At 66.9% G+C, this 18,207-nt stretch carries 12 protein-coding genes; 8 read left to right on the top strand and 4 right to left on the bottom strand.

What is annotated here, in order from left to right:
- Positions 1-14: 14 nt before the first annotated feature.
- From RVY79_RS11005 to recC, 4 genes are read right to left on the bottom strand one after another with little or no spacing between them, the layout of a single operon-like run.
- Positions 15-848 (bottom strand): creatininase family protein, encoded by an 834-nt coding sequence (locus RVY79_RS11005; RefSeq protein ID WP_317464180.1) that lies wholly within the window; start codon positions 846-848, stop codon positions 15-17.
- The gene (gene recD / locus RVY79_RS11000; RefSeq protein WP_317464179.1) at positions 845-2,812 is read right to left on the bottom strand and encodes an exodeoxyribonuclease V subunit alpha; all 1,968 of its coding nucleotides are present in this window, start codon (positions 2,810-2,812) and stop codon (positions 845-847) included. Before recD ends, RVY79_RS11005 begins: the two co-directional genes overlap by 4 nt.
- Complete coding sequence (gene recB / locus RVY79_RS10995) at positions 2,809-6,591, bottom strand: exodeoxyribonuclease V subunit beta (protein WP_317464178.1); 3,783 nt, start codon at positions 6,589-6,591, stop codon at positions 2,809-2,811. The genes recD and recB overlap by 4 nt, the downstream gene beginning before the upstream one ends.
- Complete coding sequence (gene recC, locus RVY79_RS10990; RefSeq protein ID WP_317464177.1) at positions 6,588-10,220, bottom strand: exodeoxyribonuclease V subunit gamma; 3,633 nt, start codon at positions 10,218-10,220, stop codon at positions 6,588-6,590. Before recC ends, recB begins: the two co-directional genes overlap by 4 nt.
- A gap of 233 nt (positions 10,221-10,453) precedes the next feature.
- Here recC and bioB point away from each other — a divergent pair, with 233 nt between their 5' ends.
- The 8 genes from bioB to RVY79_RS10950 all read left to right on the top strand — a co-directional run bounded on the left by bioB (position 10,454) and on the right by RVY79_RS10950 (position 18,133).
- Positions 10,454-11,566, top strand: a complete 1,113-nt coding sequence (gene bioB, locus RVY79_RS10985; protein WP_317464176.1) for a biotin synthase BioB — start codon at positions 10,454-10,456, stop codon at positions 11,564-11,566.
- A gap of 3 nt (positions 11,567-11,569) precedes the next feature.
- The gene (gene bioF / locus RVY79_RS10980) at positions 11,570-12,730 is read left to right on the top strand and encodes an 8-amino-7-oxononanoate synthase (RefSeq protein WP_317464175.1); all 1,161 of its coding nucleotides are present in this window, start codon (positions 11,570-11,572) and stop codon (positions 12,728-12,730) included.
- On the top strand, positions 12,727-13,461 hold the full coding sequence (locus RVY79_RS10975) for an alpha/beta fold hydrolase (protein ID WP_317464174.1): 735 nt from the start codon (positions 12,727-12,729) through the stop codon (positions 13,459-13,461). The genes bioF and RVY79_RS10975 overlap by 4 nt, the downstream gene beginning before the upstream one ends.
- Positions 13,458-14,258, top strand: a complete 801-nt coding sequence (locus tag RVY79_RS10970; protein WP_317464173.1) for a methyltransferase domain-containing protein — start codon at positions 13,458-13,460, stop codon at positions 14,256-14,258. Before RVY79_RS10975 ends, RVY79_RS10970 begins: the two co-directional genes overlap by 4 nt.
- On the top strand, positions 14,259-14,972 hold the full coding sequence (gene bioD, locus RVY79_RS10965; RefSeq protein WP_317464172.1) for a dethiobiotin synthase: 714 nt from the start codon (positions 14,259-14,261) through the stop codon (positions 14,970-14,972).
- Positions 14,973-15,034: 62 nt separating this feature from the next.
- On the top strand, positions 15,035-16,327 hold the full coding sequence (gene bioA / locus RVY79_RS10960) for an adenosylmethionine--8-amino-7-oxononanoate transaminase (RefSeq protein WP_317464171.1): 1,293 nt from the start codon (positions 15,035-15,037) through the stop codon (positions 16,325-16,327).
- A 133-nt stretch (positions 16,328-16,460) separates the two neighbouring features.
- On the top strand, positions 16,461-17,465 hold the full coding sequence (locus tag RVY79_RS10955) for an amidoligase family protein (RefSeq protein ID WP_317464170.1): 1,005 nt from the start codon (positions 16,461-16,463) through the stop codon (positions 17,463-17,465).
- Entirely contained in the window at positions 17,462-18,133 is a 672-nt protein-coding gene (locus tag RVY79_RS10950; RefSeq protein WP_317464169.1) for a type 1 glutamine amidotransferase, read from the top strand. Before RVY79_RS10955 ends, RVY79_RS10950 begins: the two co-directional genes overlap by 4 nt.
- Positions 18,134-18,207: the final 74 nt, after the last annotated feature.

Raw genomic sequence — 18,207 nt, 5'->3', positions numbered from 1 at the left:
GTGAGGCGCGCCTCTCACTGCGGGGAACGTTCGCGCAGTTGGGTCAGATCGAAGCAGTGGACTTCCTCGATCACGCTCGCCAGGCGCGCGGCGAAATGAGCGACCAACCGTTCCCCCAAGGCCGGCGTGGCCAGGGTCGCGTTGCCCACCACGCCGCTGGGATGCAGATCCTGCGCCATCCAGGCGAAACCGGCATCGCCCTCGGGCAACAGCGTGCGCCCCGCGCCTTCCTGGTGAGCCCCTAGCGAGACTGCCTCGCCGAGCTCGGCCTGACGCACCTTGTGCGGCGCCAGATGCATCATCATCGCGGTTTCCAGCGCTCCGCCATGCAGCCCGTGGCGCAACTCCTCGGCGGGCAGCGCGTCTTCGGGCGGCGTGAAGCGAAAGTAATTCGCCTTGACCACCAGCAAGCCATGGCGCTCGCGCAACTTGAGTGCCGCCAGATCGACCACCGCCTTGTTGCCGCCATGGCTATTGAACAGCACCAGGCGACGGATCCCCGCACGCGCCACGCTGGCGCCGATATCCACCAGATGCGCGATGGCCGTCTCCGGCGTCAGACTCAAGGTGCCTGCGAAGTCACCATGCTCGAGGCTCGACCCCACCGCCAGGGTGGGCAGTATCAGCAAATCTCGCGACGCCGCGACACGTTCGCGCATCGCCGCGACCAGGCCCTCGGCGATGTCCACGTCGGTGGAAAGCGGCAGGTGCGCGCCATGCTGTTCGATGGCCCCCAGCGGCAACAACGCCACGCTCTCCGGGCCAACGCGCCGGGCCAGCTCGGGGCTGCTCAGCGACGCCCAGTCGACGCCACCGATCGCGGCATGTTCAGGCGATGAAGCGCTCATGATGTCTCCTCCTGTTCCAGCGCTGCCACCCAGTCGGCGAAGCCACTGTCACGTACCACGCGTCGGTGCAAGGCGCTGTCCAGGACCCGCGCGTCGCCGCCGGCCAGCGTCAATTGGCGCTTGGCGCGGGTAATGCCGGTATACACCAACTCGCGGGTCAGAATCGGGTTGGCGTGCTCGGGCAACACGAACAACACATGGGCGAACTCGGAGCCCTGCGATTTGTGTACCGTCATCGCGAACACCGTCTCGCAGGCCTCGAGACGCGAAGGCAACACCGCCCGCGCGTCATCCGCGGTCGCGAAGAACACCCGCAGACGCTGCTGCGCCGCGGGGTCGGGCAAGACGATACCGATGTCACCGTTATAGAGCCCCAGTTGCGGGTCATTGCGCGTCACCATCACCGGGCGCCCGGCGTACCAGCCCTGATGGTCGTCGATGAATCCCTCACGCCACAGGCGTGCGGCGATACGTGCATTGAGTCCTTCAACGCCCCAGGGGCCACGCTTGAGCGCACACAACACCTGGAAATCTCCCAGCCGCTCCAGCGCCTCCGCCGCCGTGGCGCCTGCCGCGATGCGCCGGTAGAGATCGCGATAGCCGGCCAACGCCGCGCGCTCGACGGCCACCTGACCGTGCGCCGTCGCCAGCCAGTTGATATCCGTATAACCCGCGTCCCACGCGCGGCGAAACGCCACGACGTCGCCGGCATTGGTCGCCGCCGCCAGGGCGCCGATGCCGCTATGCGCATCGAAGCGGTAGCTCTTGCGCAGCATAATCACGTGATCGGCCAGCGGCGAGCACGCGGCATCGGGTGTCATCGAGATCCCCGCCAGCCGCTCGAGAACGTCACAGGCATGAGGCGAATAGCCCTGATCCAGGGCATTGGCGCAGAGATCGCCAAGCACCGAGCCGGCTTCCACCGAGGCGAGCTGATCCTTGTCGCCGAGCAGAATCAGGCGCGCCTCGGCCGGCATGGCGTCGAGCAGCGCGGCCATCAGTTCCAGATCCACCATCGAGGCTTCGTCCACCACCAGCAGGTCGAGACTCAGCGGATGCCCGGCGTGATGGCGAAAGCGCCGCGTATCCGGACGCGCGCCGAGCAGGCGGTGCAGCGTCAACGCCTCGCGTGGCAAGGCCGCCTTGACGTCATCGCCGACGTCGAGATCCTTCACCGCGCCGGCAATCGACTCGGACAAACGCGCCGCCGCCTTGCCGGTGGGTGCAGCCAGTTGGATACGCAGGCCGTGGCTCGCCTCCGCCGACGACAGCGCCTGCGTCTGAAGCAATGCCAGCAGCCGCGTCACGGTCGTGGTCTTGCCGGTGCCGGGGCCGCCGGAAATGATCGTCAGCCGGTTGCGTAACGCCAGCGTGCAGGCCACCTTCTGCCAATCCGGCGTGTCGTCTGGCGCGGCGTTCGCGGCAAACAGCCGCGCCAGGGGCTCGGCCAGCGACGCCTCCACCGGCAAGGGCCGCCCCAGGCGCTCGCCGAGATGCGTCGCCACCGCCCGCTCGGCAGACCAGTAGCGGCGTAGATACAAGCGCTCGCCCGCCAGCACCAGCGGCGTGGTACCCGGCCCGGGCGGCGCCACCAGCGGCGACGCGGCCAATCGCGCAGCCCAGGCGGCACTATCCAGCCCCTGCAGGAACTCCTCGGGAAGCGGCACCTCGGCCTGCGGCGCGCTTTCTTCCAGCGGCGGCAGCGAAAGCACGTCACGCGGCGCCGCCAAGGCACGCGACAGCGCCAGGCAGACATGGCCACGCCCCAATTGATGGCTGGCGAGCGCCGCCGCCAACAGCACTTCGGCCGGTGCCTGGGCGTCGTGTTCGGCGAGAAAGCGCACGAAATGGGCATCCAGCGCGCGCAACCAGCCCAGCGCCTCCCACCACGTCAGGCTCTCGAACAATCTCGCGCGCGAAGGCGGGGTCGCCTCCAGGGTCAAGGAATATTGCGCGTCGCTCATGCATTCTCTCCCGGGGCAGTCTCAGGCGCGGCGACGCCATGTTCCCGGCGCAGCGTCTCGACGGGCGCCGCGTCGCCGGCGAGCCAGGCATCCAGGGCCTCGATCAAGCGCCGTTCGGGGCGCCGCTGGAAGACGCCATGACCCGGCGTGCCATCGAAGCCGCGCAGGAACACGTAACAGGCCCCACCCATGTGGGTATCGTAATCGTAATCCTCGAGACGCGCCTTCAGCAGGCGGTGCAATGCCAGCACGTACAACACGTACTGCAGGTCGTAGCGATGCGCGACCATGGCCTCGGCCAGCGCCTCGTGGTGATAGTCGTCCAGAGCGTCACCCAGATGGTTGGACTTCCAGTCGAGGACGTACCAGCGACCGTCCTCGGCCTCGAACACTAGATCGATGAAGCCCTTGAGCATGCCGTTGAGCTTGCGCGGCGCCAGCCGGGGGCGCGGCGTCGGCAAGGGCTCCAGCGCACAGACCAGCGCATCGAGCGGCGTACTCCAGGCATCCTCGGCGGGCAGCCAGAACTCCAGCTCGGCACGCCAGGCGGCCAGGCCATCGAGACGGATCGCCGCGCCCTGGTGGCCGGCGAACGGTGCCGGCAGCGCCTGGCACAACCAATCGAGCAACACCGGCGCCCACTCGGCGTCGAAGCCGCCAAGGTGCAGGCGCGTACTGACCAGGCGCTGCAATTCGTCGCGATAAGCCGGTTCACTCAGGCGGTCGAAGTCCACCGCTTCCAGCAGGCCATGCAGAAAGGTCCCCGGGCGCGGGCCACGCGGGAAATCACGCAACGTGCGTGCGGCGGGACGCGGCACCGGATCGCGCTCGCGGCTAACCTCGACATCCAGCGTCGCCGGAGCGTCCCAGGGCAGCGCCTGTGCGCTCCCGCCAGTTTCGAGACGCGCGTCGACGATCAACGCCGAGTACGAGGCGATCCACCAGTCATCGTCGATGCCCCCCGTGAAACGCCGCGCCGGCGCCATTTCCGGGGATGTTCCACCGAGGCGCAGGCGATGGTCAGGCGGCTCGGGCAGCGCCTCGACGTTCAGCGCCGCCGCCAAGCGTTCGCGCAGAGCATGGCCGTCGTCATCGGCCTGGCAGCCCAGCAATCGGCCCAGCGCCGTCTCGTGCAGGCAGCTCGACGCCCCGCGCCCACGCCCCAGTTGCGCGACGCCCAGCCGGCAGGCATGCGCGGCCCGCGTCAGCGCGACATAGAGCAGCCGCACGTCTTCGTCCAGCCGCGCCTGCTCGGCGGCGGCCAGTTGCGTGTCATCGGCACCATGCACCCAGACCCGGCCCTCTTGCGGATCGCGCCATTCGAGCAAGCCGGTGCCGCGATCCGGCGTCGCCGGCCGGTAATCGCAGACGAACGGCAACAACACGATGGGATACTCGAGGCCCTTGGCCTTGTGGATGGTGATGACCTTGACCAGATCCTCGTCGCTTTCCAGCCGCTGGCTGACGGCTTCGGCATCGAGCTCGGCCGCCCCTTCGAGGAGCGCGCGATGCCACCAGCGCAACAGCGCATGCTCACCATCAAGCCGGGCCGACACCGTTTGCGCCAGCTCTCCCAGATGCAACAGGTCGGTCAACGCACGCTCACCGTCGTCGCGCTGTCCCAAGCGTTCGGCGACCCGGAAGTCGCGCATCACCGCGCGCAGCATGGGCAGCACACCGCGCCGCTGCCACTGGCGATGATAGTCGGCGAAACGCTCGACTTCGCGCTCCCAGGCCAATTCATCGGCGAGCAACGTTTCCAGCGTCGCCGGGGTATCGCACAATAGGCGCGTCGCCAGCGCCGCCTTGAGGCGAGCGTCCTGGCGCGGCTGCGCCACCGCCTCGAACAACTGCAACAGCTCGAAGGCCAGCGGGGTATCGAAGACGCTGGTGCGCTCACTGAGATAGACGCTACGAATGCCGCCCTCGGCCAGCGCCCGGCGCACCGCCAATGCCTCGGCGCCCTTGCGCACCAGAATCGCAATGTCCGCGGGCCGCACCGGACGCCGGGCGCCGCTGGCAGCGTCGGAGCTGTTATCTAAAAAATAAGCACCACCCTCGAGCATCCGCTGGATCTCGGCACGCGCGGCGCTTGCCATGCGCGTCTGGTAATCCGCCTTGCTGTGGCGTTCCTCACCCGGCCACCAGGCGCCGAGCGCCGCCATGTCGTGGCCATCGGCATCCACCAGACGTGTCGACTTGCCTTGGGCTTCGACCTCGATGAAAGGGATCTCATCGCTGCCGAACGGTTCGGGATGGCGCGCGAACAGCGTATTGACCGCCTCGACCATGGCGTGGCTGGAGCGAAAGTTGCGCGCCAGGGTGAAGCGACTCGGGGTTTCGCGCCGCGCCGCCAGATAGGTGTCGATATCGGCACCACGAAAGGCGTAGATCGCCTGCTTGGGGTCGCCGATCATCAGCAGGGTGGTCGTGGCCTCCACCTCGGGCGCCCGGTAAATGCGCGAGAAGATGCGGTACTGCAGCGGATCGGTGTCCTGAAACTCGTCGATCAGCGCCACCGGTAGTGCCCCGCGAATGCGCCCCGCGAGGCGCAGCGCGGCTTCTGGAGCCGCGTCGGGGTCGAGCGCGGCGTCCAGGTCGCACAGCAGATCGCCGAACTCCCACCAGCCCTGGCGACGTTTCTCGGCGGCGAACATTGCTGCCACCGTGTCGCGGGCATGGGCCAGCACTTGCGGCGCCAACTGATCAAAAGGCGTGGCGGTCTCGGCCAGCTCATCGAGCAGCGCGAAAAACGCATGCGTCGGCACCTCGTGGCCCTTCTTGGTGGCCCCTTCGAGTTTGGCCTGGCTCAGCCAGAAGCGGCCCTGGCTGTCGGTCGTGTCGTCATCGCCACCCGCTTCGAGGGTCGTCAGCCACTGCTCGAAGGCCGCCAGGCGTGTCTCGAGCTCTTCCGGCTTGTAACTGCGCTTGTTGAGGGCGCCGCGCTCGAAGGCGTCCTGCAGGCAGGCCGCGATGGCCTCGCGATCCCACGCTTGGCGCAGCCGGGCTTCCAGTTCACTGCGAGCGGCCAGCGAGCGCTCGGCACTCTCCAGCAATGCGTTCAACGACGCGGGCGCCTGGATATACTCGCCGTCCCACCACAGCGGCTGCGCCCGGCCTTCCTTGAGCAACGGCGTCAAGGCACGGCTCAGCGCCTCCGGCCCTTCCCAGCGGCGACGGATTTCGCGCTGCCAGTGCGCCGCGAGGGGATAGAAATGGCAACGCCAATAGTCCTCCACGACCCGCGTCAACAAGGCCGAGCCGTCCTGCAGCAACTCGGCACCGAAACGCGCGCCGGCATCGAAGGCGTGGCGCGTCAGCATGCGCTGGCAGAAGCCATGGATGGTAAAGATCGCCGCCTCGTCCATCAGGCGCGCGGCCTGGTCGAGGCGCTTGGCGGCACCGGCCAGGGCGTCGTCACCGGCCTTGACCAAGGGCCCCAACAGCGCTGCGAGGACCTTGTCGTCACGCGTTTCTTGCGGTGCCAGCAACCAGTCACGGGCCTCCTTGAGACGCGCACGAATGCGCCCGCGCAGCTCAGCGGTGGCGGCTTCGGTAAAGGTCACCACGAGAATTTCCGGCGGCAACAGCGGACGCGGGAAATCGTGCTCTTCGCGACCGGGCAACGGGCCGAGCACCAGACGCACATAAAGCGCCGCCAGGGTGAAGGTCTTGCCGGTACCCGCACTAGCCTCGATCAGGTGGTAGCCGGTCAGTGGCAGGGTCTCGAGCACCAAGGGCTGAACGGCCGGCGGCGTGGCATGGCGGGACGACGTCATGAACGACCTCCGTGTACCCGCTGGGTGATTCGCGCCAGCATGTCCATCAGCGGCGCATATTGGATGAGCGAGGCGGCGATGCCGCCCGCTGCCTCGAAGGTGGCGAAATCGGGCCACAGTTGCCCCAGTGCGCCGTCACTCGCGCGCAGCGCCGCCGGCCCGGCGAAGGCATCGGTCTCGTAGCGCGCGATGAGCGCCTCGCGCACGCCGGCATCCGGCGCCTCCCCGGCTGCCAACGGCACCCAGTCGGCACGCGGCAAGCGCTTCCAGACCTCCTTGGCAATCTCGTCGATGGCCGGCCACGGTGCTCGATAGGCACGCGCCCAGGCCGCCAGCAGGCCATCGAGCTCGCCTGCGGCGCTGGCCTTGTCCAGACCCGGAAGGCTCAGGCAGCGATCCTCGAAGATCGCCGTCCAGGCGCACGACGCCTCCAACGTGGCATTGGCGAGCAGCCAGCGCAGATAACCAGCATACAACCGATGCAACTTGCCGACGTGACGATAAGGGCCTTCACCCTCGACCTTCAGATGCCCGTAGTGTCCTGGCTCCAGCGTCACCAGCCGCCAAGGTGCCAAGGCCTCTTCGGGGGCGGCGAAAAGCCCGTCCAGACGCGCCTCCAGAGTGAGTGCTTTGTCGTCCAGTGCTTCATGGACAGCGACATAACGCACCAGCGGCGGCGTCGACGCGACGCACTCGGCCACCTCGCGGCGCCAGCTTTCCACCTGACGCGACAGGCGCGCCAGCCGCGGTTCGATCAAGGCCTCGCCGAAACCGGCCGTGGGCAAGCGCCCAGCCATGCGCAGCCGCTCGGCGACCGCGGTAAGCGGCACACCATCCCGGGCGCCCTCGAGCAGCTCGCGCTTGAGGCCGTGGTCTTCCAAGCCGTCCGGCGCGAACGGCTCGTTGTCCTCGTCGGGCACATGGGCGTCGGCGAAATGCACGCCCAGGCGTCCGAGATAAACCGTCCAGGGGCGACGCAGCACGCGTTGTAGATCGCCCAACCCGAGCGGTTCGCTGGGCAATTCGACCGCCGTGGCAGCATGTGGCAGTACGGATTCGTCGCGCTCGGGTGGCCTATACAGCGCCTCCCAGCTCGACTCATAGGTGAAGCGCGGGTCGTCGCGCTCGAAGTAGCGCCGCGAGAATGGCTGCAGCGGATGTGTCTCGATCAGACGCTGCGCCAGCCGGGTGGCGCGGTCGGCGGCATCGCTCTCCGGCACGTCCCAGCCCTGCTCGAGGGTATCGAGCAACTCGCCGAGCAACACCGACGGCGGGCGCGGGGTATTGTCGCGCACGTCGCGCCCCACCCAGGAAAGCGTCAGGCGTTCGCGCGCCGAAAGCATGGCCTCGAGCATCAGATAACGGTCGTCGTCGCGACGCGAACGATCACCGGGGCGCGGCCGCGTCGCCATCAGATCGAAATCCTGGGGCTGGCGCACGCGGGGGTAGTCGCCGTCGTTCATGCCCAGCAGATAGACATGACGAAAGGGAATCGCGCGCATCGGCATCAGTGTCGCGAAGTTGACCTTGCCGGCCAGAAAGCGCTGCGCGAGACCGCCCTCGTCGAGTTCGGCACGCAGTGCATCGCGCACCACGCCGAGCCCCACCGGGGCCTCGAAGCCGGCCTGCCGACATTGCTGCGACCAGCGCCCCAGCGCCGCGTCGAGACGCGCCACGACATCGTGCTCTTCTGCCGTGGTAGGGCTCACGCAGGCGGAGAACAAGGCTTGCAGACGCCCCAGCCATGCCTCGGGGGACAGCCGCTCGCTCAACGCCGCACACTGCGTTTCCAGAGTGTCGAGCAACGCCGCCACACGCCCGGCGAGATCGGCCTCGAGGCCGCCCACCTCGGCATACGGCACGATGCCCTGGAAGTCCCAGCGTGGCGGGCGCCCCAGTGAGTCATCACTTTCGCCCTGAGCGCCGGTCGAAGCCGGTTCACCCACGGCATAGCCGAGCAGCATGCGCGACAGCCCGAAGCGCCAGCTGTTCTCGCCCAGCGCGGGGAATCCCAGCGAATGGCGATGCTCGGCACTCAGCCCCCAGCGCACACCGCTGCCGGCCAGCCACTGGCGCAGCCGTTCGAGCTCGGCCTCGTCGATGGCGAAGCGGGCTCGAAAGGCGGGCACTTCCAGCGCATCGAGCACCTCGCTGACCGTCAGACGCCGCTCGGGCAAGTCGAGCAACAGCAAGGCCAGCACCATCAGCGGGTGCGCCTCGCTGGCCACCTGGTCGGCGATGGTGAAGGGAATATGCCGGGGATGCGACGGCGGCAACTGACCGAAGACCGCCTCGATGCAGGGCGCGTAGCGGTCGATCTCCGGCACCATGACCACGATGTCGCGAGGCCGCAGCGGCTCGCCCGCCGCCTCGGCGTCCTCGAAGGCCGCCAACAAACGGTCGTGGAGGATTTCCACCTCGCGCAGCGGTGAGTGAGCGCTGACCAGGGCCAGGGAGTCGTCGTCCGCGGCGATCGTTCTCGGCGCGCCTTCCTGTCGGGCGCGCTCGCCAGGGTGCGCCAGCTCGAGCACGTCCTGCTGCAACTGCTGCAACAGCGTCGGCGACTGCGCGGGCGCCATGTCACGAAAGACATCGGTTTCCAGGTCGAAGCCGCGCGCGCTCTCGAATTCGTACAGGCCGACGATGAAATCGCGACCCTGGGTGCCCCACCCCGCCAGCAGCGGATTGGCGTGCAGGTGCAGGGCCTCCTCGTCGAGTTCGGCCAACCACGGCGCCTCGGGGTGGCGCGTTTCCTGTTCGTGGCGTGCCTGGGCCGATAACCGCCCGGCGCGCTTGATGGCATCGCGGTCGGAAACGATATCGCCCCAGTAGTGGCGACACGGGTTGGCGATCATCAAAAACACATCGACCACGCCGGAAAGCGCGTGCAAGGCCTCCAACGTCTGCGCCGGCAACGCCGAGATGCCGAACACGAACAGCCGTGGCGGCATATCGCGGGGGCGCTCGCGAAGCTGCCGGGCGGCGTCGAGAAAACGCCGGTGCAGACGCGCGCGATGGTGCTCGCGCGCCTGCGCCGGAGCATCTTCGATCAGCGCCCGCCACAGAGCCGGCTGCCATCGCTGGTCGTCGGGCAATTCCAGAGGCGCGGTCTCGCCGCGCTCCCAAGCTTCGATCCATTCGGGCCGGTAGATCAGGTATTGATCGAAGAGATCGGCGAGGCGCACCGCCAGATGCCAACGGCGACGCTCGCGCGCCTCATGCGCGGCGCCCGGCATGGGGCTGGCCTCCAGCGCCTCGCTCTGCAAGTAATCGCGAAGTGGCGCGTAACAGCTCGGATCGTCGGGCGCGGCCTGCGGATCGAGGCAGCGCTCCAGCAGGTGCATCAAACGCCAGGCCAAGGGCGTCTTGTCGAATGGCGATTGCTCGGGAATGTCATCGCCGAGCACCGCGCGATAGGCGCGCCACACGAAGCTCGAAGGCAGCGGAAAATCCACCGAGGCGGCGATGCCATCGGCTTCCGCCAGCGTCAGACGCAACCACTGCGCCATGCCGTTGGATTGCACGAGGAAGGTTTCCGGCACCAGTGGCGGTTGGCGATGGCGCCGAATGACATCGAGCGCCAGGGTTCCCAGGTCCTCGAGATGATTGGCGTGTATGACGCTGAACATGGATGCTCCCGGCGGTCGAGGTAACGTCCAGCCGTATCTTACACCATCGTATGGACGGCCCCGAGCCCCGGCGGGTGCAGGAAGCCGACGCGTCTGGACACTACCGCCATCAAGAAAACGTGGGCGCCGCCACAGTTAACTTTATATTATTAAAAGGTTGACACATAGGCGCATCCTCGTACCCTCACGGTTAACTTTTAATACGAATCAAGTTTACAGAGAGCGAGAATATTATGCCTGCCCAGTCACACGACAACGCTTGGGCCGATCCCTCCGCGACTCCCCGGACGGCCATTCGATACGACTGGTCCTTGGAAGAGATCGAAGCGCTATTCGCGCTGCCTTTCAACGACCTGCTGTTCCGTGCCCAGCAGGTGCACCGGGAGCATTTCGATCCCAATGCCGTACAGGTCTCGACCCTGCTGTCGATCAAGACCGGCGCCTGCCCCGAGGACTGCAAGTACTGCCCGCAATCCGGCCACTACAACACCGGGCTCGGCAAGGAAAAGCTGCTCGAGATCGAGAAGGTGGTGGAGCAAGCCAAGGCGGCCAAGGATGCCGGGGCCAGCCGCTTCTGCATGGGCGCCGCCTGGCGCAGCCCACGGGAGAAGGACCTGCGGGTGGTGATGGAGATGGTCGGCCGGGTCAAGGAACTGGGCTTGGAAACCTGCATGACCCTGGGCATGGTCGACGCCCATCAGGCGAGCCGGTTGGCCGAGGCGGGTCTGGACTACTACAACCACAACCTGGATACCTCGCCGGAATACTACGGCGAGATCATCACCACCCGCTCCTACGCCGACCGCCTGGATACCCTGTCCAACGTCCGTGATGCCGGCATGAAGGTCTGTTCGGGCGGGATTCTCGGCATGGGCGAGGCACCACGCGACCGCGCGGCCCTGCTGCAACAACTGGCGCGCCTGGAGCCGCATCCCGAGTCGGTACCGATCAACATGCTGGTCAAAGTACCGGGAACGCCCATGGAGAATGTCGAAGACCTGGACCCGCTCGAGTTCATCCGCGCCATCGCCGTGGCGCGCATTCTGATGCCGACGAGCCACGTGCGGCTGTCCGCCGGCCGCGAGCAAATGGACGAATCGACTCAGGCCATGGCGTTCCTCGCCGGTGCCAACTCCATTTTCTACGGCGACACCCTGCTGACCACCGGCAACCCTCAGGTGGAACGCGACCGGGCACTGTTCGACAAGCTCGGCTTGCATCCCGAGCATGTCGAAACAAGCGCGCACGAGGTCCGCAGCGACGATGAACAAATCGAAACCGTTCTGAGCCGTGCCACCCAGCGCCAGCGAGACGACGCTCTTTTCTACGATGCCGCCCGGGCCTGAGCCATGATGTCACGCGCGGACCTCTGGTCGAAGCGACTGGCTAGCGCCGCCACGCAACGCCGTGCGGAAGGCGGCTGGCGCCAACGACCCACTCTGGACGAAGCCGACCCCCTGATCGACTTCGCCGGCAACGATTATCTCGGCCTGGCCGGCGACCCGCGTCTGGCCGAGGCTCAGGCCGAGGGTGCGAAACGCTTCGGCGCCGGCGCCAAGGCCTCGCATTTGGTCACCGGGCATCACGAAGTCCACGAACGACTCGAACAACGTCTGGCCGCGTTGACCGGACGCCCTCGCGCCCTGCTGTTCTCCACCGGCTACATGGCCAACCTCGGCGTGTTGCAGGCTCTGTGCGACCGTCACACCAGGGTGTTCCAGGATCGTCTCAATCACGCCTCGTTGCTCGATGGTGCCCGCCTGGCCGAGGCACCCTCGCGGCGCTTCCACCATCGCGATCTCGCCGATCTCGAGCGCTTGCTGGAGCGCACGCCCCAGGATGCGCCGGCGCTGGTCGTCAGCGATGGCGTCTTCAGCATGGATGGCGACACGGCCGACATCGCCGGCCTCGCCGACACCTGCCAGCGACAAGGCGCCTGGCTGATGATCGATGACGCCCATGGCCTCGGCGTGCTCGGTGAACATGGCGACGGTTGCGTGGGATGCGCCCATGGCGTCGACGACGTGCCGATCCTGGTCGGCACCCTGGGCAAGGCACTGGGCAGTGCCGGGGCCTTCGTGGCGGGCGATGCCGCCCTGATCGACCATCTGATCCAGTTCGCCCGCCCCTACATCTACACCACGGCCCAACCGCCCGGCTTGGCAGCGGCCACCCTGACTGCCTTGGACATCCTTGAGCAAGAGCCCGAACGTCGCGACCGCCTCCATCGCCATATCGCCGACTTCCGCCGCGAGGCCGCCTCACTCGGCTTGCCGCTGACCGACTCCCGCACGCCCATCCAGCCCATCGTGCTGGGTGACAACGCGCGCGTCATGCGCTGGGCCGAACGCCTGGCCCGAGCCGGGTTTCGCGTTGGTGCCATCCGCCCGCCCACCGTGTCGCGCGGCCAGGCACGCCTGCGGATCACCTTGAGCGCCGCCCATGACGCAACGGCTCTCGACGCCTTGCTCGGCGCTCTGGATGCCTGTCGACGCGAGGACGCCTCATGACGCAGTTGATATTGCTCAGCGGTTGGGGCTGCGACGCCCGAATCTGGCGCCCCCTCGCCCCCTATTGGCCAGATGATCTCGAGGTCAAGGCACCGGACTGGCCCGGCTATGCCGGTCGCTTGCCGCTCGCAGATCCGACGTCGCTGAACGAGTTGGCCGACGCCATGGCCGACAACCTGCCGGCCGACGCCGTCTGGGTCGGCTGGTCGCTCGGCGGGCTGCTGGCCGGCGCCCTGCTCGAGCATCTTCCCCCGCCCCGCGCCTTGGTGTTGCTCGGGATCGGCGAGCGTTTCCTTCATCCGCAAGGCGTCAGCGAAGCCGACTTGGCCCACTTCCGCGACGCCTTCCAGCGCAAGCCGGAGGCTACCCGTCGCCACTTCCTGCGCTGGCAACTTGGCGGTGAACCGTCGCCCAGGAGCGCCCATCGCCGCCTGCGTGCGATTCTAGGCGACGCCGTTCCTGTGTCTGCGACCACTTTGGCGGCGGGCCTCGAGCAGCTCGCCACGCTCGACAGCACTTCACGCCTTGCCGCCGCCTCCTGCCCGGTGCATCGGCTGGTCGGCACACGCGATCCCTTGTTGGCCCCGAACGTACTCGCCCACGCCGATCGACGTATCGAGAACGCAGGCCACTGCCCGTTACTCAGCCAACCGCAGCACCTGGCGACACGGCTGACGAACATCGCCGCGCAGCACCAGTCCGATGCCGAGCGACCGGAGCCGACATCATGAACACTGCCTCGATCGCCACCGAGCCGACCGACCATACCGCTGCCGCCGAATGGCGCGCCCGGGTCGCGCATGCCTTCTCACGGGCCGCACCGCATTACGCCCACCGCGCCAAGGCTCAGCAGGCCATGGCCGAACGGCTGCTCGAACGGCTGCCGAGGCATGCCGACAGCGTCCTGGATCTGGGCTGCGGTCCCGGCGACCTCACCGCCGAACTGGCCCAATACTATGGTGAAGACTGCACGGTGAGCGGCCTCGACCTGGCCCCGGGCATGCTCGCCGAGGCCCGCAAGCGCCATGGAGCGTCCGCTATCTGGCTATGTGCCGATGCCGCCGACCTACCGCTGCCGAGCGCACGCTTCGACCTGGTGGTCTCCAACCTGGCCATCCAATGGTGCCCGGATCTCGACGCGGTATTCGGCGAGATTCACCGGGTATTGCGCCCCGGCGAACGCGCGCTGATCAACACCCTGGGCCCAGGCACCCTCAATGAGATAAGTCAGGCCTGGGGGCGTCCCACCGCCCTGCTCGAGTTCCGCGATGCCGCTCACCATCGCCGGTCCGCTCATCGGGCCGGCTTTCGGCGCGTCGAGATCTCGGCGCACACCGAGCGCTTCCACTATCCCGACCTGTCGGCCGTGATGGCGTCCATCAAGGGCATCGGCGCCCAGGTGGCGCGCGTCGGGGCGCGGCTTTCCCGCGCCGACATGGCACGTGCCACTCGTCGCTACGAGGACCTGCGCACGGATGCCGGATTGCCCGTTTCCTATTACCTGCTGACCCTCGATCTGGAACGCTGAATGACCACTTACTTCGTTACCGGTACCGACACCGACGCCGGCAAGACTCTGGTGGCCAGCGGCCTGCTGGCGCTGGCCCAACGCCACGGCCGGACAACCCTCGGGCTCAAGCCGGTGGCCTCCGGCTGTGACAGCACGCCCCAAGGGCTGCGCAACATCGACGCCCTGACCCTCCGGGCCCAGAGCGAGCCTGCCCCCGCCTACACCACCATCAACCCCTACGCCTATGCACCGGCCATTGCCCCGCATCTGGCCGCACGGCGTGTCGGCGAGGCCCCGACGCTGGACGACCTGATCACGGCCACCACCGCCCCGCTGGCCGAGAAACGCGGGCTAACGCTGATCGAGGGCGCAGGCGGCTGGCGTGTGCCGCTCAACGACACCGAGGACCTCGCCGGCCTGGCGGTGCGCCTCGGGCTGCCGGTGATCCTGGTGGTGGGGCTCAAGCTCGGCTGCCTGAACCACGCCCGGCTCACGGCCGAGGCGATTCGCGCCGACGGCCTGCCACTGGCCGGCTGGGTCGGCAATCTGACCGACCCCGGCCTGTCCTTCAACACGGCCGCCGACGCGGACTGCTATCACGACAACCTGGCGACCCTTGAGCGCACTCTGAACGCGCCCTGTCTCGGCATCGTGCCACGCCTGACCGCCGACACCCCGGCGATGCGGGCAGCATCCGCCGCCGATCACCTGGCACTGCCCGGCGACGAGTGAATACCGGCAGCGTCAGTGGACAACCACGCCATCGACACACGACGTACATGCGAGTAACCACGATGACCTCACCCGTCTGGCACCCCTATGCCCATCTCAAGACCCAGGCGCCGTCACCCAAGGTGGTCGGCGGCGAGGGGCCGCGTTTCACTCTGGAAAGCGGCGAGTCGCTGCTCGACGCCACCTGTTCCTGGTGGTGCATGATTCACGGCTATCGTCATCCGCGGCTGGTCGAGGCCATCCAGCAGCAGGCCGACACGCTGTGCCACGTAATGCTCGGCGGATTGACCCACGAGCCCGCCGATCGCCTGGCCCGCGAGCTGGTGCGCGTCACACCGGAAGGTCTGAACCACGTATTTTTCTCCGACAGTGGCTCGGTGGGTATGGAAGTGGCGATGAAAATGGCGGTGCAGTACCACCACCTTCGGGATCAGCCGACCAAGCATCGCATGCTGTCTCTGATGAAGGCCTACCACGGCGACACCGCCGGCTGCATGGCGGTCTGCGACCCCGAAGAAGGCATGCATTCGCTGTTCGCCGGTTTTTTGCCGCAGCATCGCTTCGCCCCGGCGCCCACTGCCCCGTTCGACGCCGACGAAGATGCCGTGCAGGCCGATCTCGACGCCCTGCGCGAGGTACTCGAAGCTCACCATCACGAGATCGCCGCCCTGCTCATGGAACCGCTATTGCAGGCAGCCGGCGGTCTCAACATGACCTCGCCCCATTACCTCCGCGGCGCTCGCAAGCTGTGCGATGAGTTCGACGTGCTGCTGGTGTTCGACGAAGTAGCCACCGGCTTCGGGCGCACGGGCCGCATGTTCGCCGCCGACCACGCCGCTGTGACGCCGGACATCATGGTGCTCTCCAAGGGACTCACGGGGGGCTACCTAGGGCATGCCGCGACGCTGGCCACCGACCGCGTGCATGACACTTTCATCGGCGATAGCGAGCTGCACGCCTTCATGCACGGCCCCACCTTCATGGGCAACCCACTGGCCTGTCGGGTGGCGCTGGAAAGCCTGGCGGTGTTCGAGGAAGACGACTACCTGGGCCGCATCCAGGCGCTGAACGGCGTGCTGTGCGAGGAGTTGGTGGACGACGAGGCGCTGCGCGCACACACGGATGTCGCCGACGTGCGCGTGCTGGGTGCCACTGCGGTGATCGAGGTCCACGATGCCGAGGCGCTCAAGGGCGTGGCCGACTTCGCCCGGGAACAGGGCGTGTGGCTGCGTCCCTTCGGTCGCTGGCTATACACCATGCCGGCCTACATCACCTCAAGGCACGATTTGCGCCATATTACCGCTGCCATGAAGCGTTGGTTTTTCGAGCGCAACACTGTCTCGAGCGCACGATGATACCGCTGCTCCCCCAATATCCGCATGCCCCGGGTGGGCGCCGGGTTACGTTTTCGCCCGTCGGCAATGTTAACCTATCGGACTCATGTGCCCTTTCATTCACCGGCACCGCGAATTCCGCGAGGAGTCATCCGTGCAGCCATTGCCGCCTCCCTACCCGAACACCGCCGAGGGAAGCCAACGGCGGGTCGGCGTGGAAATCGAATTCGCCGGTCTCATGCCATACACCGCCGCGCGACTGGTCGCAGACTGCTTTGGTGGCGATATCATACGGCAAAGCCCCCACCGCATGAGCGTCGAGGGCACGCCTTGGGGCAAGTTCACCATCGAACTGGACAGCAAGTACGTCCACCCCGACGACGCCGTCATGAAGGCGAATGGAATGGTGCCCGGCCAGGCACCGTCAGCGGGGCGCGAATGGCGCGTGGAGTTTCATCAACGTTCGCGCGAGTGGCTCGGCGAAATGGTCGCCGGCCTGGTGCCCACCGAGATCGTCTCGCCGCCGATTCCGTGGTCAGAACTCGGCGCGTTCGATAGGCTCTTCGAAGCCTTGCGGCGGCATGGCGCCGAAGGTACCGATGCCAGCGTCTTCTATGGTTTCGGTCTGCATCTCAACCCCGAAGTCCCCGCGACCGACACAGCGAATGTCCTCGCGCACCTGCAGGCCTATATCATCCTCGCAGCCTGGCTGCGCGATCAGATCCGGGTCGACATCACGCGCGAGATACTGCCGCATACCAACCCCTTCCCCAAGGCCTATGCCTTGAAGGTGCTCGATCCCGATTACGAGCCGACACCGACGCAGTTGATCAGCGATTACCTGCGCGACAATCCGACTCGCAACCGTGAACTCGACATGTGTCCCCTGTTCGCCCATTTAGCCCCCGAAGCCGCGCATCCTCTACTTCAGGAAAGCCTGGTCAAGCCGCGCCCCACCTTTCATTATCGTCTGCCCAATGCCCAGCTCGATACGCTCGAATGGGGCAGTGTCATGGAATGGAACCGTTGGGTAATGGTCGAACGCCTGGCCGCCGATCCACACAGCCTGCGCACGCAGATACAGGCGTATCGCGCCCACCATATGCAATCGACGATGGGACAATGGCTAGACAAACTGAAACGCTGGGTCGATAAATGAGTTCACGACCACTGATCGGCATCACCACCTCGGACCACAAGAGCTTCATGGCATGGGCATGCGACCGACTAGCCGTATGGCGTGCCGGGGGACAACCAGTGCGGCTATCGCCCTCGCGCGAGATTCCTGAGGGGCTTACGGGATTGATGATCGGCGGTGGCGACGACATCGGCGCCCAGCTCTATGATGGCGGGGAGGTGCGACTCGATGTGCGTGTCGACCCCGCGCGGGATCAATTAGAACTCTCGCTGCTCGAGCGCTTTCTGCCTCAGCAGTTGCCCGTACTAGGCATCTGCCGAGGCGCGCAGATCATCAACGTGCACTGTGGCGGCACCCTGATCGGCGATATCTATACCACCTACGATCATGTGCGCCGCCAGCGCACCGTACTGCCTCGCAAGCAGGTCGACATCGCCACCGGGAGCCGCTTGCATACCCTGCTCGACGTCTCGCGTTGCCGCGTCAACAGCCTCCATCACCAGGCAGTGGATCGACTCGGCGATACGCTTCACGTGGTGGCACGCGACCGCGACGGCCTGGTCCAGGCCATCGAGGCACCCGAATGCCCCTATCTGATCGGCGTGCAGTGGCATCCCGAATTCCTCGTCTTCAATCGCCCCCAGCAGCGCCTGATTCGAGGCCTCGTCGACGCCGCGCGCAAGCGTTGATCTCTGCACGCGCCGTGTCCTCTTATACGACGACGCCCCACAATGATCGCGGGGCGTCGTGAGCTTCATACAGC

This window comes from Chromohalobacter sp. HP20-39, from assembly GCF_033052815.1.
In the GTDB taxonomy this organism is placed as follows: Bacteria; Pseudomonadota; Gammaproteobacteria; order Pseudomonadales; family Halomonadaceae; genus Chromohalobacter.
Note: the sequence above shows the minus strand (reverse complement) of the source record. Positions and strands in the feature narration are given on the sequence as shown.